Below are 22,560 nucleotides of genomic sequence, written 5' to 3' on the forward strand. Positions count from 1 at the left end.
GTGGTTCTGCTTCAGTAGTCTCACGAAAGGTTAGCGTCAACGGGGCAGGGCCAGCCACAGGATCTGGTCTGCGCTATCGCCAATGGCGCAATTGTGGCTGTTCATACCCATTCGTTACTTTCCAATATCTCACCTACTGGACCGAATAGCCATAGCGAGAGTTATCGGTTCTCACAAGTCACTCTTAGCCAACCTAAGATCCAAAGACGTTATGATAATTGATGACTCTGGCCTAACGCCGATTGCATCAAGGGGTAACCGCGAGCTATTAATATTCTTTGATGATCACAAGGGTTACCCCCGTTATCGGCGCTAACGAAATTCTATTTAGTACCTGATCTTCTTGATCGATTCCTTAGGGCTGGTGGCTCCAGCTTTTCCCACTGAATTCCACTGGTAAAGAAACGTTTACATTGATGCCGTGATATCGTTTGAATCTTGGCAATTGCGCCAGCTTTTGCTGGCTTTACGTTGTCTAATTCATAGAGAGCCGCTGCCATTTATCTCTAGTTCCTCTGGATACTTATTCATTGCTATTCTGTCTTCGCTTTCTTGGAAACACAAATCAAGCGAAGTAACAACGTTCATAGCACTGAAGCCAATTTTAGGTATGGCAGTTAACCTTAGGTAGGGGAGTATCGAATCAAGCAACTGTATCTAGATCCCGAAAAACAGCGTTTTTAAAATACACCAACTATACATACTTTGTGTATAGTTGGTGTATGGCAAAGATCAGAACCAATATTGACATTGAGAGCGTTTACCTCGAAGCCATCATGGATCGGTACGGCATCCACACTAAAACCGAAGCGGTCAATTTAGCTTTGCGGTGGATGGCAGGACAACCTATGACCCGAGAAGAAGCTCTTGCGATGCGTGGTGCACATGCTATCGGTGAAATTCCAGTAGACGGCGAACCGACGCCTCGATGATTTTGGCTGACAAATCGGCATGGATTGAATTCGACCGTGCTACGGGAAGCTCGGTTGACTTGCGAATTACCGAACTTATAAGTAACAGCGGTTCATTAGTCGTTACAGAGCCAATAATCATGGAGATAATAGCTGAGGCAAGAAGCCAACAGCATGAATCTGACTTACGCCGTCTATTACTTAGATTTGATCTTCTTGGTTTCGATGCAGCCATAGATTTCGAGGGTGCCGCGAGACTTTACCGTAAATGTCGCCTCTCAGGCATAACACCTCGTGGCATGGTCGACTGTATGATCGCTTGAGTAGCGAGCAGATACGAAGCTTCATTGCTAACTTCCGATGCTGACCTAATCAGAATTGCAAAGATTGCACAAATTGACATAGATGATGCTTCAATTTTCAAGTAGGTTCGAACAGGCAAACACCACAACGTCGTGTCAGGTATGCTCTTTTGTAACCTTGAGCTTTGTGTTCTAGGACAAACGTTCTAAGGAGTTGCGTGATCTCTTCGTCTAGATCTGCACTTTTGCGTTCAGGTGCTACGGTACGCTGCTTAGAACGATTTTGACCTGCTACTTTGCAGGCTCGTCTCTTTAGAAACCCCGAATCGTATCTGTAGTTTGCGAACTACCAAAGAAGTGAGATTTTAGGGTTAGAAGTTTCTTATCGTCACCTTCTTGGCCATTGCAATATCAAGAGCCTGGTCAGCAACGATGCTCTTTAGACGATGGTTCTTTAGATTCAAGTTCAATGAGTAAGCTTTACTTTGGTTCCCTTCAATGCAGCGTAGGTACTCTTCCATCGGTGCCAGGTCGTCTCGGTAACTGCAGCGCCTTAGTTCTTTTATGGCAAAGCGGCAACTTCACTTATGGTTGCACCGTCATTTAGCATCTTGTCCCCTTCGGCGATCTTCTTGCGCACCTGCGCCCTGCTTACCTTGAGTAGAACGGGTATGCCTTTTGGACTTCACATTAGTTTCCTCCATCTACATTATGGATACAAAGCTGATATTGGTAGCGGATCAATTAAATGGGAGCCTTCCATCGGCGCTCGCTAGATATGATTTGACACACGAGATTCCGAGGATGTTCGATGTCAAAATGCCTTTGGCGGACTTATAGATTCGCAAGGAAATTTGCTGCAAACATCCAAGTATTGAGCGAGACGTAGCGATCCAGCAATCTCCCTAAGTCAATAATTGAATAGGCTCAAATACCATGAGAATTGTCTCCTTGGTGCCATCAATATCTGAAACGCTTCTCGCAGCAGGTGCTAACGTCGTCGGCGTTACGAGGTACTGCAATCGCGACGACTTACCATTAATAGGAGGCACGAAGGATCCTGACTTGGCAAAGATAGCGAGCTTAGAGCCTGATCTTGTAATTTTGGATCGCCACGAGAATTTACTTGCAGATTACGAACTTCTGCGGCAAGCCAAAATGGATACTTTTGCAACTTCAATATCATCAATTTCCGACATGAACCGCGACTTTACCGAGCTATCAAAGATTATCAACTTAGAGCTTCCAAAGTTCGATGATTTCATAAGGTTACCTTCTCGAATAAAAGTTCTTGTTCCAATTTGGCGACGACCCTATATGGCCCTCGGACCTGACACTTATGGCGGTGATCTCCTGTCTCACTTAGGCTTTGAGGTTATTGGGGGTGAAACGACATATTCAAAGATCGACCTTGAGGACTTTGTAGGACGAGTCGATTTGATCATCGCCCCAAGCGAGCCATATAAATTTACTAAACGCCAACTTCCTGAACTAGGTGCAATCTCTGAAGTGATCTTCGTAGATGGTCAAGATCTCTTTTGGTGGGGAAGTCGGACTAAAGTGGCACTCCAAAGACTTGCTAGGAAGCTTTCGGCTTACTAGAACTGCCAATTGGATTTTTAGTACCGATAACTGGGGGTGAATGCCAAGGGGGGACGAAATGATACGGTATTCGGTATCATTTTCTCTGTCGAGAGGAGGATGCGGTCATTTATAATTGATAGTTTCGAGAAGTTCTACAGTACTTGATAGCGAATATTCAAACGGTAGACATTCAGAGGTAGATGGATGTTCGCTAGATAGCAGGCCACTAAGGTGATAAAAGCGATCTCAAACATGCAATTGGGATAGTTTGTACTTATTTCCAACTAAGTACAAACTTCATTCAGGAGGATTCGCTGTAAATGGTTTTCGGGTAAACAATCAGCAATTCGGTGCAGTACTTGCTGTAGAGATTCTTTTAGGGTTCGCAATGTGGGACACATACCACGCAGCGTGGTAAAATGCGATATCTTCGGGATGGCATTAACGTAGGACGATCTAATTTAGATTTGTATATTTTCGGATCACTCCAAATGCTCACGAAATTCGAACGTTCCCAAATGGCCAGCTAGCGCCAATGTCAATGAAGATTATGTGTATCCAATTGCTTCAATCACTGATCTAATCCGGAGAGTAAAAGTTCAACCGACAGTTGCGCAGTTGAATTGAGTTCGAAGTTGATCTATGAAGATATTAAAGACAACCGTAATGGGCCAATACGACGGATGCGGTGCCATTGGTAATGCGTCAACAGGTTGCTTAACTGCCCTGTTTACAAACGCCGAAAATATATATTATGTAAAATTGAGCTGATGCACTGACGTTCGGATAAATTATTGTTATTTCTCACGTTTTCGCCCTATTGATTTATGCATCCATTATTTGAGCAGAAGCCATCCTGACACCTAGGGTATCGAATATCCCACTGTTACAGCTTAACGCCAAAGGGTGGAGGAAGATGAACTATTATTTTAAATAAGTGTTTATCATAGATTTAAATAGAATATGGGTATCATATCTAATAAAGAAAGGTGGTCAAATGGAAACTAAAGATATCTTACTGATAACCGGAATTGCTACGCTTTTAGGATCTTGTATACATTCCCAATACGAAGGAGAATGGAAAACTATTCACACTGTTATTTCCGCATTCGGGTTAGTAGTTGCGCTGTCTTCTAGCCGCAAGTAGGTAAAGATTCAAGAAATTAGATGGGATGGTAATAGGCAGATTTCCGAGCTAGGAGCCTTCTGCTGGCTTTAAGCACTCGTATTCGCTCTCCTTATTCAACTACTTTCAAATCCTGCGACTATTGAATGTAAAACCTTGTGAACAGCAGTGTTTTTGAAACATGCGGTGGCCTGCTGAAAATAATGAGTTGATGAACTCATCTACTAATTATCGAATTACGAGGGGATGGACTCCAAAGCGACGAACTCGAAATGCCCTGGGTTTCAAGTGATCAAAAGATATAGTAAAAGGCTTCGTTGTGTGGTCTAGTTGGATCGCGTCCAACCTTTGTTCATAGTCAATTCAATATCTCGACGAGAGAGTACCTTTGAGCACTCTTCCCAGCCATCTACTCCCATGACGGTTCGCTTTGATGCTTTTTCGAAGATACTGACCGATCGATTCCGAAAGTGGAGGTACGTCTTGGCTTTCTCAGCAAATGCTTCGATATCATCTATCCATTCGTCATCTATGCAATCCGGGATGCTGCCAAAGAGGTTATAGCGGTCTCTCATACGCTCTGAAAGCTTCTCGTAGACTTTCTCATCCCGAGTGTCTTTGTACACCAGGTTCAACATATCCACCTCCTTGCGAGCTTGACCAAATCGCTTGATCCGCCCGAGGCGCTGTTCAAGCCGAGATGGGTTCCACGGAAGATCAACGTTTATGAGCGTCCCCAACGTCTGTAAGTTGAGTCCCTCGCACGCTGCATCGGTTGCGACCACCAAAGATACTTCGCGAGACTTCACCAGCCCTTTAATTTCTTCTCGGGACACCGCAACGAACTGCCTATCTCGGTATAGCCCACTTTTTGATGCACCGGCGTAAACCGCAATGGTTTGATCAGGGTAGACCTCCGCTAACTTTTTCGCTATCCAGTCCACCGTATCAAAATACTGTGAGAATATGATGCAGCCCCACTCTCCCCAGGTCCGTCCCTCGGAGTACTGGGACTCCAAGAATTTCTTTACGGCAGCGAGTTTTGGATCGACTGCTTCCGGGCGTGAGAGTTCCGCTCGAATCTGTTCCAAGTAGCCGATCTCTCTGGTCGTCAAGGTATCTAAAAGACCCTGCTCGGACCGAAGCCCTTCTCCTTCTTCGTCGTCGTCATTGAGCTGTTTATCCAATATTCGTCCTACTGTTGCTAAGCCAGAGGCAAACGACGAACAGATACGTTGTAAAAAGATCGCTCGGAATAAGCTTGCTCCACTTCCCCTGCTCTGGAGTGCACCGCCGAACTCCTCGGCGGCCTCGTAGCCTCGCTCAAACGAGTAGTTCGTAATCAACCCCAATCCATCGAAAGACGTTCCATAGGTTCCAGGTGAAGCATCGGGGTCCGGATGGACGTTCACCCCAACTCTAGCGAGGAGACCTTCGGCTTCAAGAGTTGCGCGCTGGCGTATCACAACATGCCGAACGAAGGGATTGTTATGGCGGAAGAAGTCTGACCCCATTGCGTCTTCAAGGTCCGCGCGAGTAAAACTTCCAAGTCCTGATAGCCCCCGAGAGGTATAAAACGTGTTGTCGGAGAGGCCGAGATCTGCTCGGATTGAGTCAAGTAAAGGTCGAGCATCAATTGTAGCCAAGGAGCGCGGCGCAAGGGGAGATCGAATGAGTTCCCAGGCTTCGTTAATGTCACCAACGGAGGATTCACCCGTGATAACAGGAAGCGTTCGCTCCACCACCCGCCATCCAGTTGCCCCTCCTTGTCCAAAGACAAAATCCGCATCTACCGAGATCACATCTAGGAGATCCCAAAGCTCTCGTACAGCGGTTTGAATTGGCGTGGCGGTTCCAAGTAGGACATGGCGAGAGGTGCGGGAGATGTCAACCATAAAGGAACGCAAGTTACTCTCGCCATCCTCTTTGTCAAAGCGAAGTTTCTTTCGAGCCTTATGAGCCTCATCTAAGATCACGGTGCCAAAGCGTATCTCGCGAAGGACCTGTGCTTCCGCGGAGTTGTGCGTGATGAGACCTGTAGAGACGATCCCTATCTGCAACGGACAACGCCCAACTTCGCCAGCGCTTCCTCCTCGGATGACTCTTTGTTGGTTGTCCACCCACTGTTTCTTGTTGGAAAGCCATACCGCACTTGGAATTCCCAAGTGGTCTTTCAGCTCTGTCTGCCACTGTTGGGTCAATGTTGCGGGACACAAAATAAGCACCGGTCCGTCGCCGAGCAGACTCCCAACCAGTGCAGCTGTCGCCATTGATAACGTCTTTCCCAACCCAACTTCATCAGCTAATAGGAGTCGAGCTTTCCCAAAGATCTCGCGATGCTCTAAAAAGGTAGACACAAAGGAGCGTTGCCAGGGTTGTAGCCCTTCGCCGCCCCGGTAGATGGGCGACTCCACCATTGCAGCTGCGGGTAGTTCTGCTGGACTTAGGTCGGCAAAGTGTACTTCTATGCGCTGAGAGATCCGTTTGATCTCCGTGATAATTGCATCTGGAAGCTCATGGGCCTCGTCCCAGAGCTTGTTGAACTCTGCTTCTACCCAGAGCGCTGCTTCAGGGGAGCTATCTTCCCAGAGGATCTCGTAGTTATGCGCAAATGCCGCTTTGCTCTCGTTGACGGAGCCTAAGAACGCAATCTTGGAACCGTCTGGTTGTGCAATGACGCCGGCTTTACCATGCACGAAGACCTTGTCTTTAGGCACGACCCTAATCTGTACCCGCCCCGAACAAAGAAGCTTATAGAGTCGCTGGTAGCGCTCTCGATGTAGTAGTGCCTCTGTTTCAGGAGCAATACCATTCCACACTCCTTTAAGTGCGACCTCACGAGCGGCTTTAGAGACTGCGATATCAGATGCATCGAGTTCGGAGTTGCAGACAATCTTCACCTCTTCGATGCTTTCGATCTCTTCTCCAACGAGCTCAAAGATGGAAGAGCGAAAGTAACCCGCAATGCGCTTATAGCTCTTTGCTCCTTGGAGCTTTTGAGCTAAGAAACTATGGTCGAGTCTCCCCTCAAGCGAGGAGTAGCGCATGATTGGTGACGAGGGCCAACTGGGGGATACTTCCTTAGTTGAGGACGATATCTCTACTCTTTGCTCATCCATATCTGGCTGCTTCACTGTTGCCTAGGTTGACTTTGATCTAAAAGAGACTTAGAAGCCATCTGCTTTTCGAGATACTGTTCACGAATTGTTGACAGCGGAATCCAGGAGTCGTCACGTTTCACTCCCCAAAAGCTCCAACCGTTCGTTGCGAGTCCACCTTTGATCGCAGCACCTGCTGCCGACGGTGTGTCGTAGGTAATTCCATTAGACCTAAGACGGATACCGATAGGCACAACAATCTCACCCTCTCCGGGCCATGCAGACACAAGAGAGATGAGCCGCTCTCCCACCTGGAGCATGCCAGCCTGCATGAGCACCTTCAGGTCGATGCCGTAATATTTTGCTGTCTTAGCTTTCGCTTGCGGCGAGGGAGATAGGATTTGGTTACCGTCAGCCGTCGCGGGATCGAAACCGAGAAGACGGAGCACTCTGGAGATAGGAACGACACAGTTTTCGAGCATGGTTTTTTCGTATGGAGCCAGCGTGTTGTCAGTTGGAGTCTGTTGGTTGGAAACCTGTGCGTTAACCGACTCCTTGAGGAGCTGGTAGATTCTGCCCTCAAGCCACCCCGTCTGCGTAGAGTTGAATCCATGGGTTGTGTCTCGACAGACCAGTAAGGCCTGACTCCAGAACTCTTTGGAGTTTTTACCGGTAACGTGTTGGGAGACTCTCGTTTTGAGTCCGTTCGGAGCCTTGCCAACGTATGCTTCGAAAAATCCGTCTCCGTCAAGAACGTGAAGCAACACATAGATGCCTGGCACGTCCCAAGTATCTTCCAACCCCTTTACTCCTTCACGATCAATCACCGCCATGACAAGTGCAGCAGACTCGTCATAAATGATCGTTGGCTCCAAGCCATTTTCCGGAACGAGCACCCGTAACGGTAGTGAATCAGCTGGTGGGTTTATGTCCACAACACAGTCCTTTCAGAGTTTCTACGCACTACATCCGCTCATTCCGGACAAGATCTCGTAGGATACCCGCCGCATATGATTCTTCTGGGTTGAGTGTCGCTCGTTTCTTTGCGAGGTAGTCCGCAATTGCAATAAGGAGCTCTCGGTTCTGGTAGTAGTTCGCTACCAAGGACTTCACTTCTGCAATCACTCTGTCTCCACCCACAGAGGTCGATGCGAGCTGGTAGATCCCATAGAGCACTGTTCGCACTAGCGTGGAGCCGAATTCGTCACCCGCACCCATGTAACGCTTATTGAGAGCCACAGCGTCTTTGAGCCGGGCGTTATTTGCCTTGGTGTCCGCCATGAGGGGGCTAAAGTCTTGCACTTTGAACGCCTTCGCAAAGTTCTGATAGTTCGACAGCACGAAGACGTCTTTGGACTCCATATCCACCATCTTGAGGTAGAACCGCTCAATGCCGGTGAGCTTGTCCCAGACGTCTTGGCTAAGTCCAGTGGGCACCAAGTACTCATTCGCCTTAGCAACCGCATAATCGATCAACTCATCGACGAGCGTCTTCTGCTTCTTGACCCTCGGACGCAGTGCCTCTTGGGTCATATCCACACCGTCGATGGTGGTGTACTTCGTCAGCACCCGAAGCGCTGCAGCGTACCCAGCCATCTGCAGATCGGCGTCTTCAAAGAGGTTCTCGTCTCGGTAGAGATCCTTCGTGTCTTGGTTCAGCCCGGTGAGCAGTTCGACTTGAGCCTTCACCTCGTCTTCAATTTCATAGGCGAGCTCGTCTCTTGAGGTGGCTTTGTTGCCCAGACGCTTTCGAAGCACTAGGAGGATGGTGCCTTTGATGTATTGGCCTTGGCGGAGCGCTGAGTCGGTCTCGGTTACGACGTACCACGCTGCCGAAACTTGGAGCCCCGAGGCCCACACGATGTTGGACATATCCGCCCATATCGAGCCGCTCTGGTGGGTGAACATGATGACTTGCATCCCATTGTCAGGCATGCAGTTGGTCATTGCCTTGTATGCGGCGACCATCTCGGCTTTGAAGTTGTGATCTTCGCCTTTGATTGCAAGTGCTCGCCGTGAGTCCCAGGTCCAATTGGCGAACTCCGGTGGGGGGTTCTTCCGCAACCAGGCGATGAAGAATTCGTAGATTTCTTCATAGCGTACCGCACTCCCGTAGGGGGGATCGGTAAGAGCCAGGTCAAAGGGGGTTGTGATTGAAGAGGCTGGGAGTGCTTTGATTTCTGTGCGAACGTCTTGGTTTAAGGGGTATGACTTGTAGTTCATCTCTAGAAAGGGAGAGGCGTAGTCAAATCCTCGGGTTCCATAGTCATAGAGAGTGTTTAGTGCTTGATTGTAAAAAGCATCGTTAATTTTGCCGGAGCCGGTAGTCGACTGCCAACGCGAGAGGCGGCTCCCAAAGTTTAGAACTTGAGCCAAACCGAACTTCAATCTCGCATCCGAGTGTTGGTTGACGAGCGCCGCCGTGAGCAACTGTCTCGGATTGAAGAGGTGGTGCCAGTAGGCCCAACCTCGAGTCCGAATTGGCTCGTCGGTCTTGTCGCCCGGCTCAATGCGCATATCCGGCACCCAACCGGCCTCTTGCCACCCCGCTAGATGCGCCCCGACGTAATCGTTGACGATCTGCTCTCGCTTGAGGTCGTCTTCGGTGACGGAACGAAATTCGGTCTTCCTGACAGTATCGTTCTTCACCCAGAGCACTGCATAAAGACGCTCTTGATAAAAGTCGCCCGGACGGGGCATGAAGTCCGACTTCTCCCACATCCGGAGTCGATTGGCGTTCGACCCGTCTGGGAGCTTGTGGTCACCCCTCAGCGTCGAGAGTTTTACGCGATGCTCTGCGTCATCAAGAAAATAAACAACATCGCCCTGGACGTATGTACCCTTAGAAGCAACCTCCATCTCCTCGTCGGCTGCATCGTGGACCAACACAATATCGAAGCTCTTGGATCCCTTATTTGGAACTAATTGAGCAATGATTCTGGTCTGTCTCACGACTACCAGGCTCGGTAGCACGGGCACTCGCCAACCTGTCGCCGGATCAGTAACCTCTACGCAATAGAGATAAACCTTCCCCCTCCAACCCGCGCCGTCAGATTCGATCTGAAGGGCATCAATTTGATCTCGGACAACCTTGACGAGTCGCTCTTGTGATTCTTCAAGTTCCGCCCGTTCGCTTGTATCCGCACCAACGATATTGAGCGCACCCCAGGTCAACATGGTTGCGATGGGGTTCAAGTCCGAGGCGTACACATCACACCCAAGCCGAGCTGCTTCAAAGGGGATCTGACCGGACCCGGAGAATGTATCTGCAACCTTTGGTCGATGCCCAAAGCGCATGATGCCGAGCTGTTCCGTCAACTCTGGAAATGAAAACGCGTTGGTCCCGAGATGTGCATTGACCGAGCCCCAGATAGGCCCATAAAGGTATTCCTGATCAACTGACTCGGCTCGTTCTACTTGACTAACGGAGTCTCGAAACGACGTTTGCGCAAGCGTCCGTCGAGCATTGGCCGCCCTCGCTTCTGGCGAACTAGTATCCCAACCCTCAGCTTTGAAGTTCTTCGTCGCTTTATTGAGGGCTTCTGAACGAGGGAACCTTCGCCACAGTGAATCTGTATCCATTGCCATCAACATCTCGAATATCGCAAGATCTTTGTGAAGATCGGCAGTCGCTGGAAGCAATGTTCCCAAAATGACTGCTTTATTCAAGACGAGAGCCTTTCGGCCTTTCCAGTATGACCCCAGTCCAGTAAGCGTCTTACTCGCACCCGCCATGCTCTCCTTGTACGCCTCAACCGACAGCTTCTGTACCGGCAACAGCTTCTCAATCAGCGCTGGAGCATCTTTCAGCGAAAGCGGGACGATCTTGTTCCCCGTAGCCTCAGTATCGTTCTGTGTCATAATCTCACTGAGCCCCTACAGGAAGAGACTCATCCTCTCTGATGTTTCTGCCTCGGGTATCTTCACCGAAGTCGTTGACATACCTTCACCGTCTGAGAGCGCATAGAACAACGCCTTCCTCCAGCCACGGTTCCGATCTCCAACCCCTCCAGCTTCCGCACTGGTCATTGAATAGAGCCACCAGCGCTCCTCGGGACGAAGTGCGCTCCACTTCTCACAGATCGTGTCGATCTCCTTCGAGGACGCCGGTTCCGCAGCCCACATGAGTATCGCTAGTTCTTTGCCAAGCATCCGGTCCAACACGTTCTCTTGTGGCTTCCACGTCCCAGGGGAGGACTTCGTTGCTCGTAGGCGAGCATTGAAGTCACGTCGTGAAATATCTGCAAGCGGGGTCCAGAGCGATCGATCAAGTTGTGCCCGAATAATCCGTTCCGGTGTTCCGTCAACCCCAGCTCGAAGCCCGAACTCTTCAGAGAGGACGACAAGCCCAGAGCGACCGGGGGGAATCTGCACCTTGAAGACGTGTGCGCCGTACTCAGCGGGGGCACCAAAGCCTATGAGCTTCGTGGTTGGTGTGGGGGCGTTACTCATGCCTGCTCCTTCCATGCGTTGGCGATACTCACACCCGTGGCTGCGGCAAAGTCCAAAAGGTCCTGCCCGCTTGGGAAGTGCATCGCTCCAAATTTGAACGTCAGTGACGCCGTTGGCGGGAGTGTGCCAGAGAGACTCTCGGTGAGTGCTCGGAGTTGCTCTGCTCTAAAGCCCGCAATATCAAACTGCATCCGGGCACTCGCTTGACCTTCAGCAACGCTTACCTCCACCCAAGAGAACGTCATCTGGCGAGCAATCGCCATATCGAGTGCAGCGAAGACCTTGTCTCGGGCGTTGATAGTGGCTTTCTGAGCGGTAGGGAAGATGACCGGTTTCGTGGGCGGTGGATCCGCTACAGGTGGCTTGCCTGGACTGCCACCCGGACCAGTCTCAGAGACACCTTTGGGAATCTGAAAGTCTTCCTTTGCGGAGATGCCCTTGTCTTCTGCAAAGACGAGGAGTCGGTAGTTATCTCCATCAACTATGAATGGCCCCGTATAAGCGATGCCGTCTCGAGGCTCTGCGCCGTTGAGGGTATAGCGGATCGCTTCAGCTGATGGGAGCGCAAAAAGGGTTACTTCCCGCTTATCTCCGAACTGCGGATCTAAGCGGTGCTGAATCTTGATCTGATTCGACCAGATGTACGGTGCTGCTGACTCTAGCCTCCCAGAACGATCAACCGCAAGAAATGCCACGCGCATTGCGGTCGTTAGCAACTGGGTATCGGTGAGCTTGGGAGACGCTACGGAGACCTCTCCGTCCTCGGCGTAGTGAACGGTTGTCGTTTCGGGATTGGCGTTTATGACTTGGACCTCTAATGTGATCGATCCATCGTCTCGCATGTCTCCAAGTTGTATGACGGATACCGTTGCTTCTTTGGGCTTTGGCTTCTTGGTGATCCACCCATTACTAAGATCCTCCCAGCGCCCTTCGTTGATAGCTTTGGCCTTTATACGCTCAAGATCTCCAGGGGGCAAAAAGTACATCGCAGCATCTTCTTGCACTCGCTCTTTCACGGCAGACCAGGGGATTTCATCGGTCCCTCCAATGAGCTGTTCTAATCGGGTGCAGATACCGCTAAACGCGGTCCCCTCATCCCAGTCCAAGTACAGCTTGACAGGGTCCCTCCTGAGTGTCTCTTCGATCTGGGCTTCACCGTTATTGGTATCGCCAACCGCGGCTAGTCCTTTTGCCTCTCTAAGCTGAGCTTCTCCCCCGGAGCTGATTGCACGAATTGGGTAGAACAGTTTGTCAAAGAGGCTCTTAAGTACGCCGGTGAGGTCGTGTTCAAATCGATTCTTCAACTCTTCGAACTCTTCGAACTGCGTGGTGCCCTGGGCGACTCGGTTCTGCGCTAATGCTAGTGATGACGCATAGACACTACGAGCAGCCTCCCAGAGCTTTCGCATTTCAAAAGAGGGTTGACCTGTCAGCACTAAAAGGTTATTCTTTCGCACGATCGAGTCAAAAAGGCGAGAGATCTCTTGAGGTGGCAACGAGGAGTCTGGGGCGACAATTGCGAGTACCCGAGAGCCCTTCACCTCTTCAGCTATTTCATCGATATGTGGTAACGCAAGCACCTTTTGGTACGCAGCTTTGCGCTTGGGTGCAAACATTTCCTGGAGCCGGTGAGCAACTAGGTCTTTCACTTTCACATCTGGTGCATCATCGGCTAGGCCTTTGAGCATCTTCGTCAGATTCTCCAATTTGTCAAAGTATACCCGCCCACCTTCAGAGCGATGGAGGTACCAACAACTCCCGAGCATTGCTTCGAGTGCATCTTGGTAAAACGAGAGATCCGCATTCGGGGTTGCTAAGCACTCCAGCGCTTCTGATTTTGTGAGCCCTTTGACGGGATTAACAGCAGTTGAGAGGCTAGAGACCAATAGAAGGCTCGCAAGCTGGGAGGCCGCATCGTTTCCGTTATTCGCATCGAGCACCTGAGCATGAGCACTTCCGTCGGTTGCATAGATATCCTTTGCGACAGCCTCATCTAGCTTTGAGATTGAGATGATCTTCTCTCGGACTTCGTCAATTGCAAGATCAAAGTGCTGGGGTCCAATGAGGAGCACATCGTTTGCGGCGCTATTCCAAACAGAGCGAATAAGGCGTGACGCAAGCTCCATGAGCCCACGGGTTTGTTGAAAATCCTTGTTCTCCTTGAAAAGAGCAAAGATGTGCTTCATTTGAGGGTGGAATGGATAAGTCTGGATGATCTCAGAGGCAAGTTGCTCGGGTGTCTTTTGCTGCTCAATGGTCTTTGAACGTTGGGCAGCTTCGATAGCTTTTGCGAAACTTTCGGCGATGTGTCCTATCTGTGCCTCGTCGGGGAGCTTCGCGAAGAGGCGCTTTTTGAGGATTGCGTAGGTTTCATCTCCGGAGAGGTCAACGGGAGTGATATTGAACTCGACTCGGCTGAGCTCCTTTCTAGCATCGTCGAGTGCGGCGTTGATGATGTGGGTGCCCTCGGCATGGGAGGCTTCAAGTTCGGAGACGACTACACAAATATTCTTGAGTCCTTGGGTGCACGACAGCAGGTTGGCAAATGCTCGACCCGCGACATCTGCCATCGTCCCTTGTCCGGCTGACTGGGTTCGGTAGTACCCAAAGTACGTGGGCATTTCGTCGAGAAGGATGAGGACTGGCCCACCAACGGATGCGAAGAGCTCTCGCCACTTCTCTTCGCCGGGAGCGTGAGCTCCGCCTTCAAAGAAGCCAGGCTTCCCAAGCTGGGCAGCGATACGCCCCCAGAAGAAATCATCGGGTTGTTCGCGACCGTTGAAGAAGCACACTCGGGCGGTATCGAAGGGGTAGCGATTTGCTGCTTCGGGAAAGAACTCTGTCCGGAGGCTTGGGTGTCGAGCAAGAAATGCCATTGTGCGAATGAGGTGTGTCTTTCCGCCACCCATCGCTTGTTTGAGGCGGAAGACTGAGCGACCACCGCTTGCTCCAGAGAGTCGCTTGAAGCCTTCTCGGACGAGTTCGGTCATACCTGCAGTGAGGTAGGATTGCGACAAAAAGCGTTCGCCGTCTTCTAAAGAGAGTGTCTCTTCGTCAACTCGTTCAATTGAGTCAGAGATACGGATGTTCTCTGCTCCTTCGTTCAAAACGCAGTAGTCTCTAACTGTGGGTAACATGTGGCCTCCTGGGTGCCTGATCGGCTATCAAGCAGGCACCAATCTGCATTGAAACAAATACGTTATAACTGATAAATTTTCCTAAAACCTTTTTGAACCAGCTACCAGTTTTTGGGTCCATCAAAACCAAACCTCATTGATTTGTAGCTTTTTCCTTACAGCCAATGTAAGTGGATTTTTCCACTCGGACTTCAAGTCAAAAGGAAGTAGCCTAAATTTCATTTGAGCCCACTCAAAGTTGCCATCTCATAATGCTTCATCTCGATTGTTTGGCGGAGGGAAGGTAGATAGCATTTTCGCGTCTGATACCGATCGATTGCGACGTTAGACATTCCCTGAAGGTGCCGATTTAAAAGGCCCATGGAGATTTTCCAGTGAAAAAAGTAGCCGGTCGGATTCTAGACGTGTACTCAACTACGTCACTCTTGCAATTTGCATCTATGAAATGGCGAATGAGAGGCACGAATTGGGCTCTATCTATCAATTTGACTTTCCATTCAAGTTTTATGTTAGCAAGTAGTTTTCGGCGAGTTGAAGTATTCTCGTGCACGGCCCCCTATTGGTGATCCACTCCCTATGTGAGTCGACATCGTCGATCTTATATGCTTGTCGCCATTGCGGCCTTCTTCCGAAAGTGGCTAGTTGCGTAAAATTCTCTGCACTTCGAAGATCCTCGTAAGATATCCCGCTGATCGGTTAGTCCAAGAGCTGTAAATTCATGTGGACTTAGATAACCAAGTGAACTATGGGCCCTGCTTTCGTTGTATCTCTTGAGATATTTGTCGGCTAGGACTTGAGCTTCGTCAACGCTTAGAAACAGTTCTCCATTCAGAAGCTCGTCTCGGAGTCTTCCATTGAACGACTCACACTTTCCGTTCTGCCAGGGTGAGCCTGGGTCGATGAAGTAAAGCGTAATTCCCATTTCAGATGAGAATTCTTCTATGACCTTTGAGATGAACTCTGGTCCGTTATCCATCCTGATGTAGGTCGGAGTTCCTCTGCTTGCGACTATCCCGTCTAAAACAGCAACGACAGCTTTGGCATCAATTGAACGATCTACGAGGGTAGCTAGGTATTCGCGAGAATACTCGTCGATCACGTTTAGAAACTTCAATACTCTTCCATCACTTGTTGCATCGAATTGAAAGTCCATTGCCCAGGTTACATTTGGCGCTATTGGCTGATGAGCCCCCATTGCAACTCCGCGATTGGACCTTTTACTCTTCCTCTTCCTGAAGGGAACTTTCAGTCCAGCATCGCGCCAAAGGCGATGAATCTTTTTCAGATTGACCTTGTATCCCATTTCAAGCACGTACCTATATGCCTTCCGATATCCCTGACGGGGATTCGAAAGTGCAAAGCTACGGAGCACTTCTGTAAGCTTTTCATCCAAATCTTCCTTCGGCTGGCTGGCCTTTCTTTGGGTAGACCTTGGTTGGGTAGTCAATTTGCAGGCTCTTCTTTCGGAAACCCCGAATCGCTTCTGCAGCAGCTTTACAGCGCTACGTCTGCGATTCGGGGTTAGAAGTTTCCCTCCGATAGTTCCTTGAGCATCGATACATCTAACGTCAGATCGGCAACAATGGTCTTAAGTCGTCGATTCTCAGCTTCTAGTTCTTTCAATCTCTTGGCATCGGTGGCTTTCATACCTCCGTAGGTGTTCTTCCAGCGATGCCATGTAGTTTCGGTTATTCCGAGGCTTCTTGCAACCTCAGCCACCGAACTGCCGGCGTTTAACAATCTGTCACCCTCGGCAAGCTTTTGAATGACTTGTTCAGGTGTGTGCTTCTTACCCTTCATGAAAAATCCTCCCATTTATATTTTGGTCAGTATTCTCACATTAAGGGTGGATCATCCAGGATTCTCCATGGCACTCGATTGTCGAATTTAATGTAGCTCGACCACATATCCCAACGGTATTTGAGATCCAAACAAATCGAAGCACCCGCCCATTCATTTCGAAATCCACAAGCTAAAAGCTCCCTACGTAGTTTCCCCTCACTCGGAGCAAACATTGTTCTCGTTTGATTGAAGTTTTAAGTCTCTTGAATGCTTCAAATAATTGTATCAACCGACTGTTCGGTCTTAGGAAGGTGGAGTTTGGAAACATTATTGGCAGAGAGAGCTATTCTTCCAGATCATACGCTAATTTGCAGAAACTTGCGGGAAACTATGTCAGGAGTCCTGGGCTCATCAAACGAGTAAAGTCACCCAGAATTTGGACCTTGTTAGATAGGTCCGATATAAAGTTTGTCAATGAGTAATGGTTGTTTCCAAAATCCGTGGCATCGACCCGACTGGTTCAGGTATTCGATCTCTCGAATCTCAAATTTTATCATTCCTCCAATAGAGGTATGTCAATCGGGTAATGATGTTACGAAAGAAGAGGTTGCAGTCGCTATGCCAGATGGCGTCAACCTCTACTTGAACCTCTTTCGCCCATTAGGCGCGGGAAAGCTACCAACGATTTTGTCGGCGTCACCATACGGGAAGGACGCGCTCCCTAAACGGAAGGGCGATCGGTGGTCTCTCAGTTCTCAATTTCGGATTATGAATCAGCCAAGTCCCATTCGGATCTCAGACTAAACGAGTTGGGAGGCTCCGGATCCTGTTTGGTGGATGGATCAAGGATATGCGGTAGTGAATTTAGATACCCGTGGGGGTTGAAAGTCGGAGGGAGTAGGGGATCTCTTTTCTGATCAGGAAGCCTCCGATATCGCTAACGTCATCGAGTGGATTTCTAAGCAGCCTTGGTCCAACGGTTCCGTTGGCATGCTTGGAGTCTCTTATCTAGCGATGTCTCAATACAAGGTGGCTGCAGGACCTAGACCTGTGGCACTCAAAGCGATCTGTCCCTGGGAAGGATTTACCGATGGATTCAGGGACTTTCTGTCACCCGGTGGTATAACCGAGAGGGGCTTATCTCGACTCTGGGTTGCGCTTACTAAGCGGTTTGCGAGAATTGGTATCGATATCGCGAAGAAGCGTCGCGAGCACCCGCTTCGTGACTCTTGGTGGAATACGATTACACCCGATCTTGCGAACATAACGATTCCTATCCTTGTTTGCGCAAGTTTCTCGGACAGCAACCTTCACAGCACAGGTTCGATGCGTGCCTTCACGGATGTATCATCCGTTGAGCGCCACGTTTATACCCATCGGAGTCCAAAATGGTCTACCTTCTACGGTGAAGAGGCACGTACTTATCAGTGGCATTTTTCAATCGTCATCTCCGCCAGATGTAGGCCACTCCCCTTCCTAAGGTACGGTTAGAGGTTCGTGATCGACGTGATCACATAATGGAGGTTAGAAATGAGGACGCTTGGCCGCTCAAAGAGACCAAGTGGACGACCTTAAATCTTGCAAATAGCGATTCATTGCGGCAATCTTCAGTAGGGGTTGGGTCTACTCAGTTCAGACTACGAAATCAAAGCCGCTTCTTCGAGTATCGCTTCGAAGAGGACACCGAAATATCAGGGCCAATATATGCAAACCTCTATCTAACCTTCTACGAAGTGGACGATCTCTACGTGTTTGTTGAAGTCGAAAAGTTTTCAAATGGCAAGCCTGTTCTATTTGAGTGTTCGTATGGATACGCGCGAGACTGCGTGTCGCAAGGAATGCTTCGTGTCCAACTGCGCTCAGAATCAAACACAGGTGATGAATTTGGGTATGCGGAGAGTTCTCTAGTTGAAATACACCCTATCAAAGATGGTGCGATTGTCAAAGTATCGATCAAGCTTAGTAACTCTTCAACCTTCATTTATAAAGGTGAGCAACTACGGTTGAACATCTCTGGACGATATCAGCAGCCTAGGAATCCATTCTTTGGCCACTTCCCCGCCCTTTACGCCAGAACCACTAGCGGAACCGCCAAAGTCACCTGGTCTCGCGATTCGCCGTCGAATATCGTCATTCCAGTGATTCCGACGAGATGATTTCGGTCTTCGTCAAGGCGCGTTCGTGAACGATTCTCGCCACAGCAAAGTGCCGCTTCAGCAAGCTGCCAATGCCCTGGGTAACTTTTCCATCTATTGTCATCCCCAGTTAGTGGGATCGATAAAGGCTTTTCCTTGATTGAATGTATTCGCAGTGCTCGGGTGATTTGACGTTGGCGGAATAGCTATTTCCCAAAAGCGAATGATCATGCGAGGCTTAATTCGTTTTTGATGAAGTTGGATTCCTTGGCGTACTTTTGTGGGGCATCTCGAGGATATCTTCGATTGGTGATCGCAAGGCTTTCAGCAGCCCATCGTTGTGCAATTTATAGCGGCACCCGCCTGTCAATTTAAGTCCTTTATTGGATGATTCAATAGCGTCGATCCCGGTTTGAAACTTTCAGTTAGGAACCTTGGATATGGCATTGCTACCGAAATTCTCAGATCCTTTGTGACCGTGCGATTCCTTGTGGTGACGATGGCGGAACGGTCCTTAATCCACTTTGGAATGGCTACCACCGAGATCTTGATTTGGTTACAGAAGCACGCTCTCAACGTTTGGATAATCGAAATAGTCTCTAACTGCTGCGATTGGGCTGTCTCACGGTTTGGTGGTTAGGTGGTTCAATGTACGCGTTTCGATATATCTAAAATCGCAAAGTGCTGAAATCTTGGATATCGAAGTGAGGTTGATCACGATGTGAATGATGCAAATATAGAGGTTTATTGGCGTCCTGGTTGCCCTGATTGTATGTACCTTCGGCGTGGTCTTAGCAAGTTGGGAATTGAAACTCTTGAACACAACATCTGGGCCGACCCTTCAGCCCGCGAATATGTTCGCAAGGTCGCTAGCGGTAACGAAACCGTCCCTACCGTAGCTATCGGAGATACGAACCTTATAAATCCAACGGTTGAAGATGTTATTGAGGTCATTCGACGGTCATACCCTGACCTGCTTACAAACGGTAGCGATAGTACCCCGGACAATGACGGTCGCCGTGCGATTTTCCAGTGGACAGTGATAGTGATCCTGGTGTCATTGAGTTTTTACGTTGAGAAGTTGGGATTTACCGCCTACAGCTGGGGAGTTGACGTTGTCAACATTCTCTTTTGGGTAAGTTTTAGAACCTTTCGATCGCGCAAGGGAGATAAGTGCGACGCAAGTAGCTGAAGGCTCTCCACTTTCCCACCGGGCCTGATGAATTAAAATCATGAATTCGATAGGCTCTTCCTTGCGTCAAAGTCGACCTCAGGGCAAGTGATTAGCGATCTCGTTGTTCGGAAATTGAAGAGCACTTTGCCGGATAACGTATCATTGTCGATCGTCTTCGTTGATCAAGTGATTCGGTCACCATCTGCGGGAGCCGATGGAAAATATCTTGGAATCAAGGTTCAACATCTGCCCGCGAAATGTGGCTACCCATCAAAATTCATCGACCTCTCAGCGCGTCTCTAATAAAAGACCTCGAAGTCCCCATCTGGATCTCTATTAATCAAGGCGACTAGAGCCCTCTAGTTCATTATGGGATTTAGTAAGCACAGAGCATCTGTGAATCCGTAAATCCCTGCGATTCGGATGCACAATCGACCGTGGATGGTCGTGCCGTCTAAGGAGTTGTAATCGCAATGGCGTTGGCAACATCGATCCCGCCACTCTCCCACTGTCCTGTTTGAAATTCTGTTGTGTGGAGAAATTCAAAGTGTCTTCGCACCACTCCAATTGAAAGCGGTCTCACTGTGTTGGATGACAAGTGGGAAGGATCGATAGATTCATCATTGATATATATTATTGATATATATCAGTGGAGGGTTGAAATATGGACATTGCAAAAGTCTTTCAAACCGGGCGAAGCCAAGCAGTTCGATTACCAAAGGAGTACCGATTCGCTGAAAGCGAGGTATCGATTCGACATTTTGGAAATGGCGTCTTACTGCTACCTATCAATCATTCATGGGAACTCTTGAGTGTTGCGTTAGGTGAATTTGAGCCGGAATTCAAAATTACGAGAGACCAACCAGAAATACAAAGTCGTCCAGAAATCGTGGGTGGATGAGATACTTACTCGATACAAATATTTGCATTTATATCATCAACAATAAACCTCATCATGTTTTGGAGAGATTCCAGCTCGAGGATCCGGACAGCATCGGATTGTCGAGCGTAAGTGCTGCTGGACTGGCTTACGGTGTAGCTAAGAGCGGATCGACTAAAAATCAACGGGCGTTGGAGATGTTCCTGACCGCCCTAACCATACTGCCCTTTGATGAGCAAGCCATATGGGAGTATGGACGTATTCGATTCGAACTTGAACGAATTGGTCAGCCAATTGGCGGTCTTGATACCATGATTGCGGCACACGCTATTTCACTTGAAGCCACATTAGTAACGAACAACACCAGGGAATTTGCTCGAGTTCGAGGGCTAAGGCTCGAAAATTGGAGTTGAATCGACGATGATGGAGATCGGAGATTGCTTAGATCGCGCAAAAGGGACAAGTTTTTCGCAGCCGCTGAAGATTGTTTACAGATGTTTGTTGCCCGTAGCTAAGTAGTCTGTCATTGTACCAAATGGAGAGTGCCGACTAAGCGCGATCCCTCCTCGAAGTCATGAACTTAGTTAGGACGCTCTTTTGAACTCTTCGTAGCGCTCAGCGAGACGGTCTTTATCCGGTTTAGCAGCGCGCTCTCTAGGGAGAAGAATTTTAGTTCCAGCTACCTTTTGAATCCCGTGTAGCAGCATCTGCCCGTCAGTCTCTTTCATGAATCGTTCCTGTACGTCGACGATTCCATCTGGAGTTATCCCTACAAAGTTATTGTCGTAAGCTGCGTGGTGTATTTTGCAGAGTGATAAGCCATTGGGAACTACCGGGTCGCCGCGGACGTTTCCGTCGGGGATAATGTGTGCTGCGTCGAGTAGCTCGGGATGGCGAAGTCGACAGATTGCACACGAAGTTTCGTAGGCATGAAGAACGCGTGCCCGAAAAACTGGCTGATGGAGGCGTGCTTGAGTGATCCGATTTATATAACTACGTTGAAGTTCTTCCTTGTAAGTTGAATCTGCATTGAAGAGTGAAAGTGCTTCAGAAAAGCCAATAATAAATTCGTGTTGTACAGCAATCTCTTGCAAAATATACATTGGGTACATGGGTAGGTAAAGTCCGCGGCCGATTCCGATGAAGTATGCGAGGGGTAGCCGTTCGTCCATCGCCATACGAAGAGCTCGATTATCGGAGTGCCCTGGATCAGTACCACGATACTTGTAGTGGATCATGCCGTCATTATCAGTGAGATCAACATACGGAGGTGGCTTCGAAAGTGGAGTGAATGTTGTTCGAATCGTTAGCGCCGCTTCGCTTCCTTGAAGCTTACGGATCCCAGATTGGACAATTAGGCGTATTTGTCTGCCGCGATACTCAAAGGAATTGATCTCAACAGATGTCAATACCCCGCTAGGGTAAAACTTAGCGAGTGCGTCGAGATGACGGAAGACCTCTTCTCTAAAGGCGCGTTCATCCTCTGTTCTATTTGCTATCACCACAGATGATTATGTTATCCCAACTGAGATGCATTTAAACTTCCTGACGAATTTTGTCTCTCTGTGGAAGACAGGCCACGCTCACTATTACGACCATCATTATCCGTGATGACACTCGGTTGGATGGCTTAATAGAGAATCGAGATAAGCCTGGTTTGACTTTATAGTGATGAGAGCGGTAGGTGCAACAACTCACTTTACGCGAAAGCAATTCTCCCTAATTCTAAGGGAAATGCCAAAGCATTGGCATCGAATCAAATTGCGGACAAGCCAGGTTGAAGTTTTGACACTTAGTCAAATATGACACTATTCATAGGTGACGCTGCCAAGCTTTTGGAGGTCTCAAAACCGATCCAACAAGGATGAATAGATCAGAGATACGTACATCTGGGATGGAACCTACCCACCAAAGAACGCGCAGTTCGTATGGTAGATCTGGCCGTTGCTAGGAGCCACCTAGATGTTCTTGAGAAACAC

General features: G+C 48.9%; 14 protein-coding genes and 1 pseudogene. 8 read left to right on the forward strand and 7 right to left on the reverse strand.

All coding sequences use genetic code 11. The annotated features are described in order from the left end of the window. Window positions 1–722: 722 nt before the first annotated feature. The 3 genes from ACIDITHRIX25_RS90095 (at window position 723) to ACIDITHRIX25_RS90105 (ending at window position 2,815) form a co-directional block, all read left to right on the forward strand. Window positions 723–932 carry a type II toxin-antitoxin system VapB family antitoxin gene (locus ACIDITHRIX25_RS90095; RefSeq protein ID WP_052605258.1) on the forward strand — a complete coding sequence of 70 codons (210 nt, stop codon included), beginning with the start codon at window positions 723–725 and terminating at the stop codon, window positions 930–932. Continuing rightward, window positions 929–1,234: a type II toxin-antitoxin system VapC family toxin gene (gene vapC, locus ACIDITHRIX25_RS90100; RefSeq protein ID WP_201732536.1), complete on the forward strand. Its 306-nt coding sequence runs from the start codon at window positions 929–931 to the stop codon at window positions 1,232–1,234. The genes ACIDITHRIX25_RS90095 and vapC (ACIDITHRIX25_RS90100) overlap by 4 nt, the downstream gene beginning before the upstream one ends. Window positions 1,235–2,149: 915 nt before the next feature. Further along, window positions 2,150–2,815, forward strand: a complete 666-nt coding sequence (locus ACIDITHRIX25_RS90105) for a helical backbone metal receptor (RefSeq protein ID WP_201732537.1) — start codon at window positions 2,150–2,152, stop codon at window positions 2,813–2,815. 1,434 nt (window positions 2,816–4,249) lie between these two features. Here the strand turns inward: ACIDITHRIX25_RS90105 and ACIDITHRIX25_RS90110 are convergent. The 6 genes and pseudogenes from ACIDITHRIX25_RS90110 to ACIDITHRIX25_RS90135 all read right to left on the reverse strand — a co-directional run. Then, complete coding sequence (locus ACIDITHRIX25_RS90110) at window positions 4,250–7,042, reverse strand: phospholipase D-like domain-containing anti-phage protein (RefSeq protein ID WP_201732538.1); 2,793 nt, start codon at window positions 7,040–7,042, stop codon at window positions 4,250–4,252. An 11-nt stretch (window positions 7,043–7,053) separates the two neighbouring features. Beyond that, window positions 7,054–7,956, reverse strand: coding sequence for a restriction system modified-DNA reader domain-containing protein (locus ACIDITHRIX25_RS90115; protein WP_201732539.1), 903 nt, complete (start codon window positions 7,954–7,956; stop codon window positions 7,054–7,056). 28 nt (window positions 7,957–7,984) lie between these two features. Then, the gene (locus ACIDITHRIX25_RS90120) at window positions 7,985–10,882 is read right to left on the reverse strand and encodes an anti-phage-associated DUF1156 domain-containing protein (RefSeq protein ID WP_201732540.1); all 2,898 of its coding nucleotides are present in this window, start codon (window positions 10,880–10,882) and stop codon (window positions 7,985–7,987) included. Between the two features lie 15 nt (window positions 10,883–10,897). Beyond that, the gene (locus ACIDITHRIX25_RS90125; protein ID WP_201732541.1) at window positions 10,898–11,473 is read right to left on the reverse strand and encodes an anti-phage-associated DUF3780 domain-containing protein; all 576 of its coding nucleotides are present in this window, start codon (window positions 11,471–11,473) and stop codon (window positions 10,898–10,900) included. Further along, window positions 11,470–14,610, reverse strand: coding sequence for a DUF499 family protein (locus ACIDITHRIX25_RS90130; protein WP_201732542.1), 3,141 nt, complete (start codon window positions 14,608–14,610; stop codon window positions 11,470–11,472). The genes ACIDITHRIX25_RS90125 and ACIDITHRIX25_RS90130 overlap by 4 nt, the downstream gene beginning before the upstream one ends. A 712-nt stretch (window positions 14,611–15,322) precedes the next feature. Further along, window positions 15,323–16,410 (reverse strand): annotated as a pseudogene (locus ACIDITHRIX25_RS90135) (IS3 family transposase); the annotation flags it as partial. Window positions 16,411–17,337: 927 nt separating this feature from the next. On the opposite strand from ACIDITHRIX25_RS90135, the gene ACIDITHRIX25_RS90140 reads away from it, so the two are divergent. From ACIDITHRIX25_RS90140 to vapC (ACIDITHRIX25_RS90160), 5 genes are all read left to right on the forward strand, one after another. Continuing rightward, window positions 17,338–17,883: a CocE/NonD family hydrolase gene (locus ACIDITHRIX25_RS90140; RefSeq protein WP_249685694.1), complete on the forward strand. Its 546-nt coding sequence runs from the start codon at window positions 17,338–17,340 to the stop codon at window positions 17,881–17,883. A gap of 26 nt (window positions 17,884–17,909) precedes the next feature. After that, a complete protein-coding gene (locus ACIDITHRIX25_RS90145; protein WP_249685641.1) occupies window positions 17,910–18,548 on the forward strand; it encodes a CocE/NonD family hydrolase C-terminal non-catalytic domain-containing protein in 639 nt (212 codons plus the stop codon). A 700-nt stretch (window positions 18,549–19,248) separates the two neighbouring features. Continuing rightward, window positions 19,249–19,719 (forward strand): glutaredoxin domain-containing protein, encoded by a 471-nt coding sequence (locus tag ACIDITHRIX25_RS90150; protein ID WP_201732544.1) that lies wholly within the window; start codon window positions 19,249–19,251, stop codon window positions 19,717–19,719. Window positions 19,720–20,365: 646 nt separating this feature from the next. Then, entirely contained in the window at window positions 20,366–20,602 is a 237-nt protein-coding gene (locus ACIDITHRIX25_RS90155) for an antitoxin (protein WP_201732545.1), read from the forward strand. Continuing rightward, complete coding sequence (gene vapC / locus ACIDITHRIX25_RS90160; RefSeq protein ID WP_201732546.1) at window positions 20,599–20,994, forward strand: type II toxin-antitoxin system tRNA(fMet)-specific endonuclease VapC; 396 nt, start codon at window positions 20,599–20,601, stop codon at window positions 20,992–20,994. The genes ACIDITHRIX25_RS90155 and vapC (ACIDITHRIX25_RS90160) overlap by 4 nt, the downstream gene beginning before the upstream one ends. A 171-nt stretch (window positions 20,995–21,165) precedes the next feature. Here the strand turns inward: vapC (ACIDITHRIX25_RS90160) and ACIDITHRIX25_RS90165 are convergent, their stop codons facing one another. Then, window positions 21,166–22,086, reverse strand: coding sequence for an HNH endonuclease (locus tag ACIDITHRIX25_RS90165; protein WP_201732547.1), 921 nt, complete (start codon window positions 22,084–22,086; stop codon window positions 21,166–21,168). Window positions 22,087–22,560: the final 474 nt, after the last annotated feature.

It is taken from the genome of Acidithrix sp. C25, from assembly GCF_904848545.2.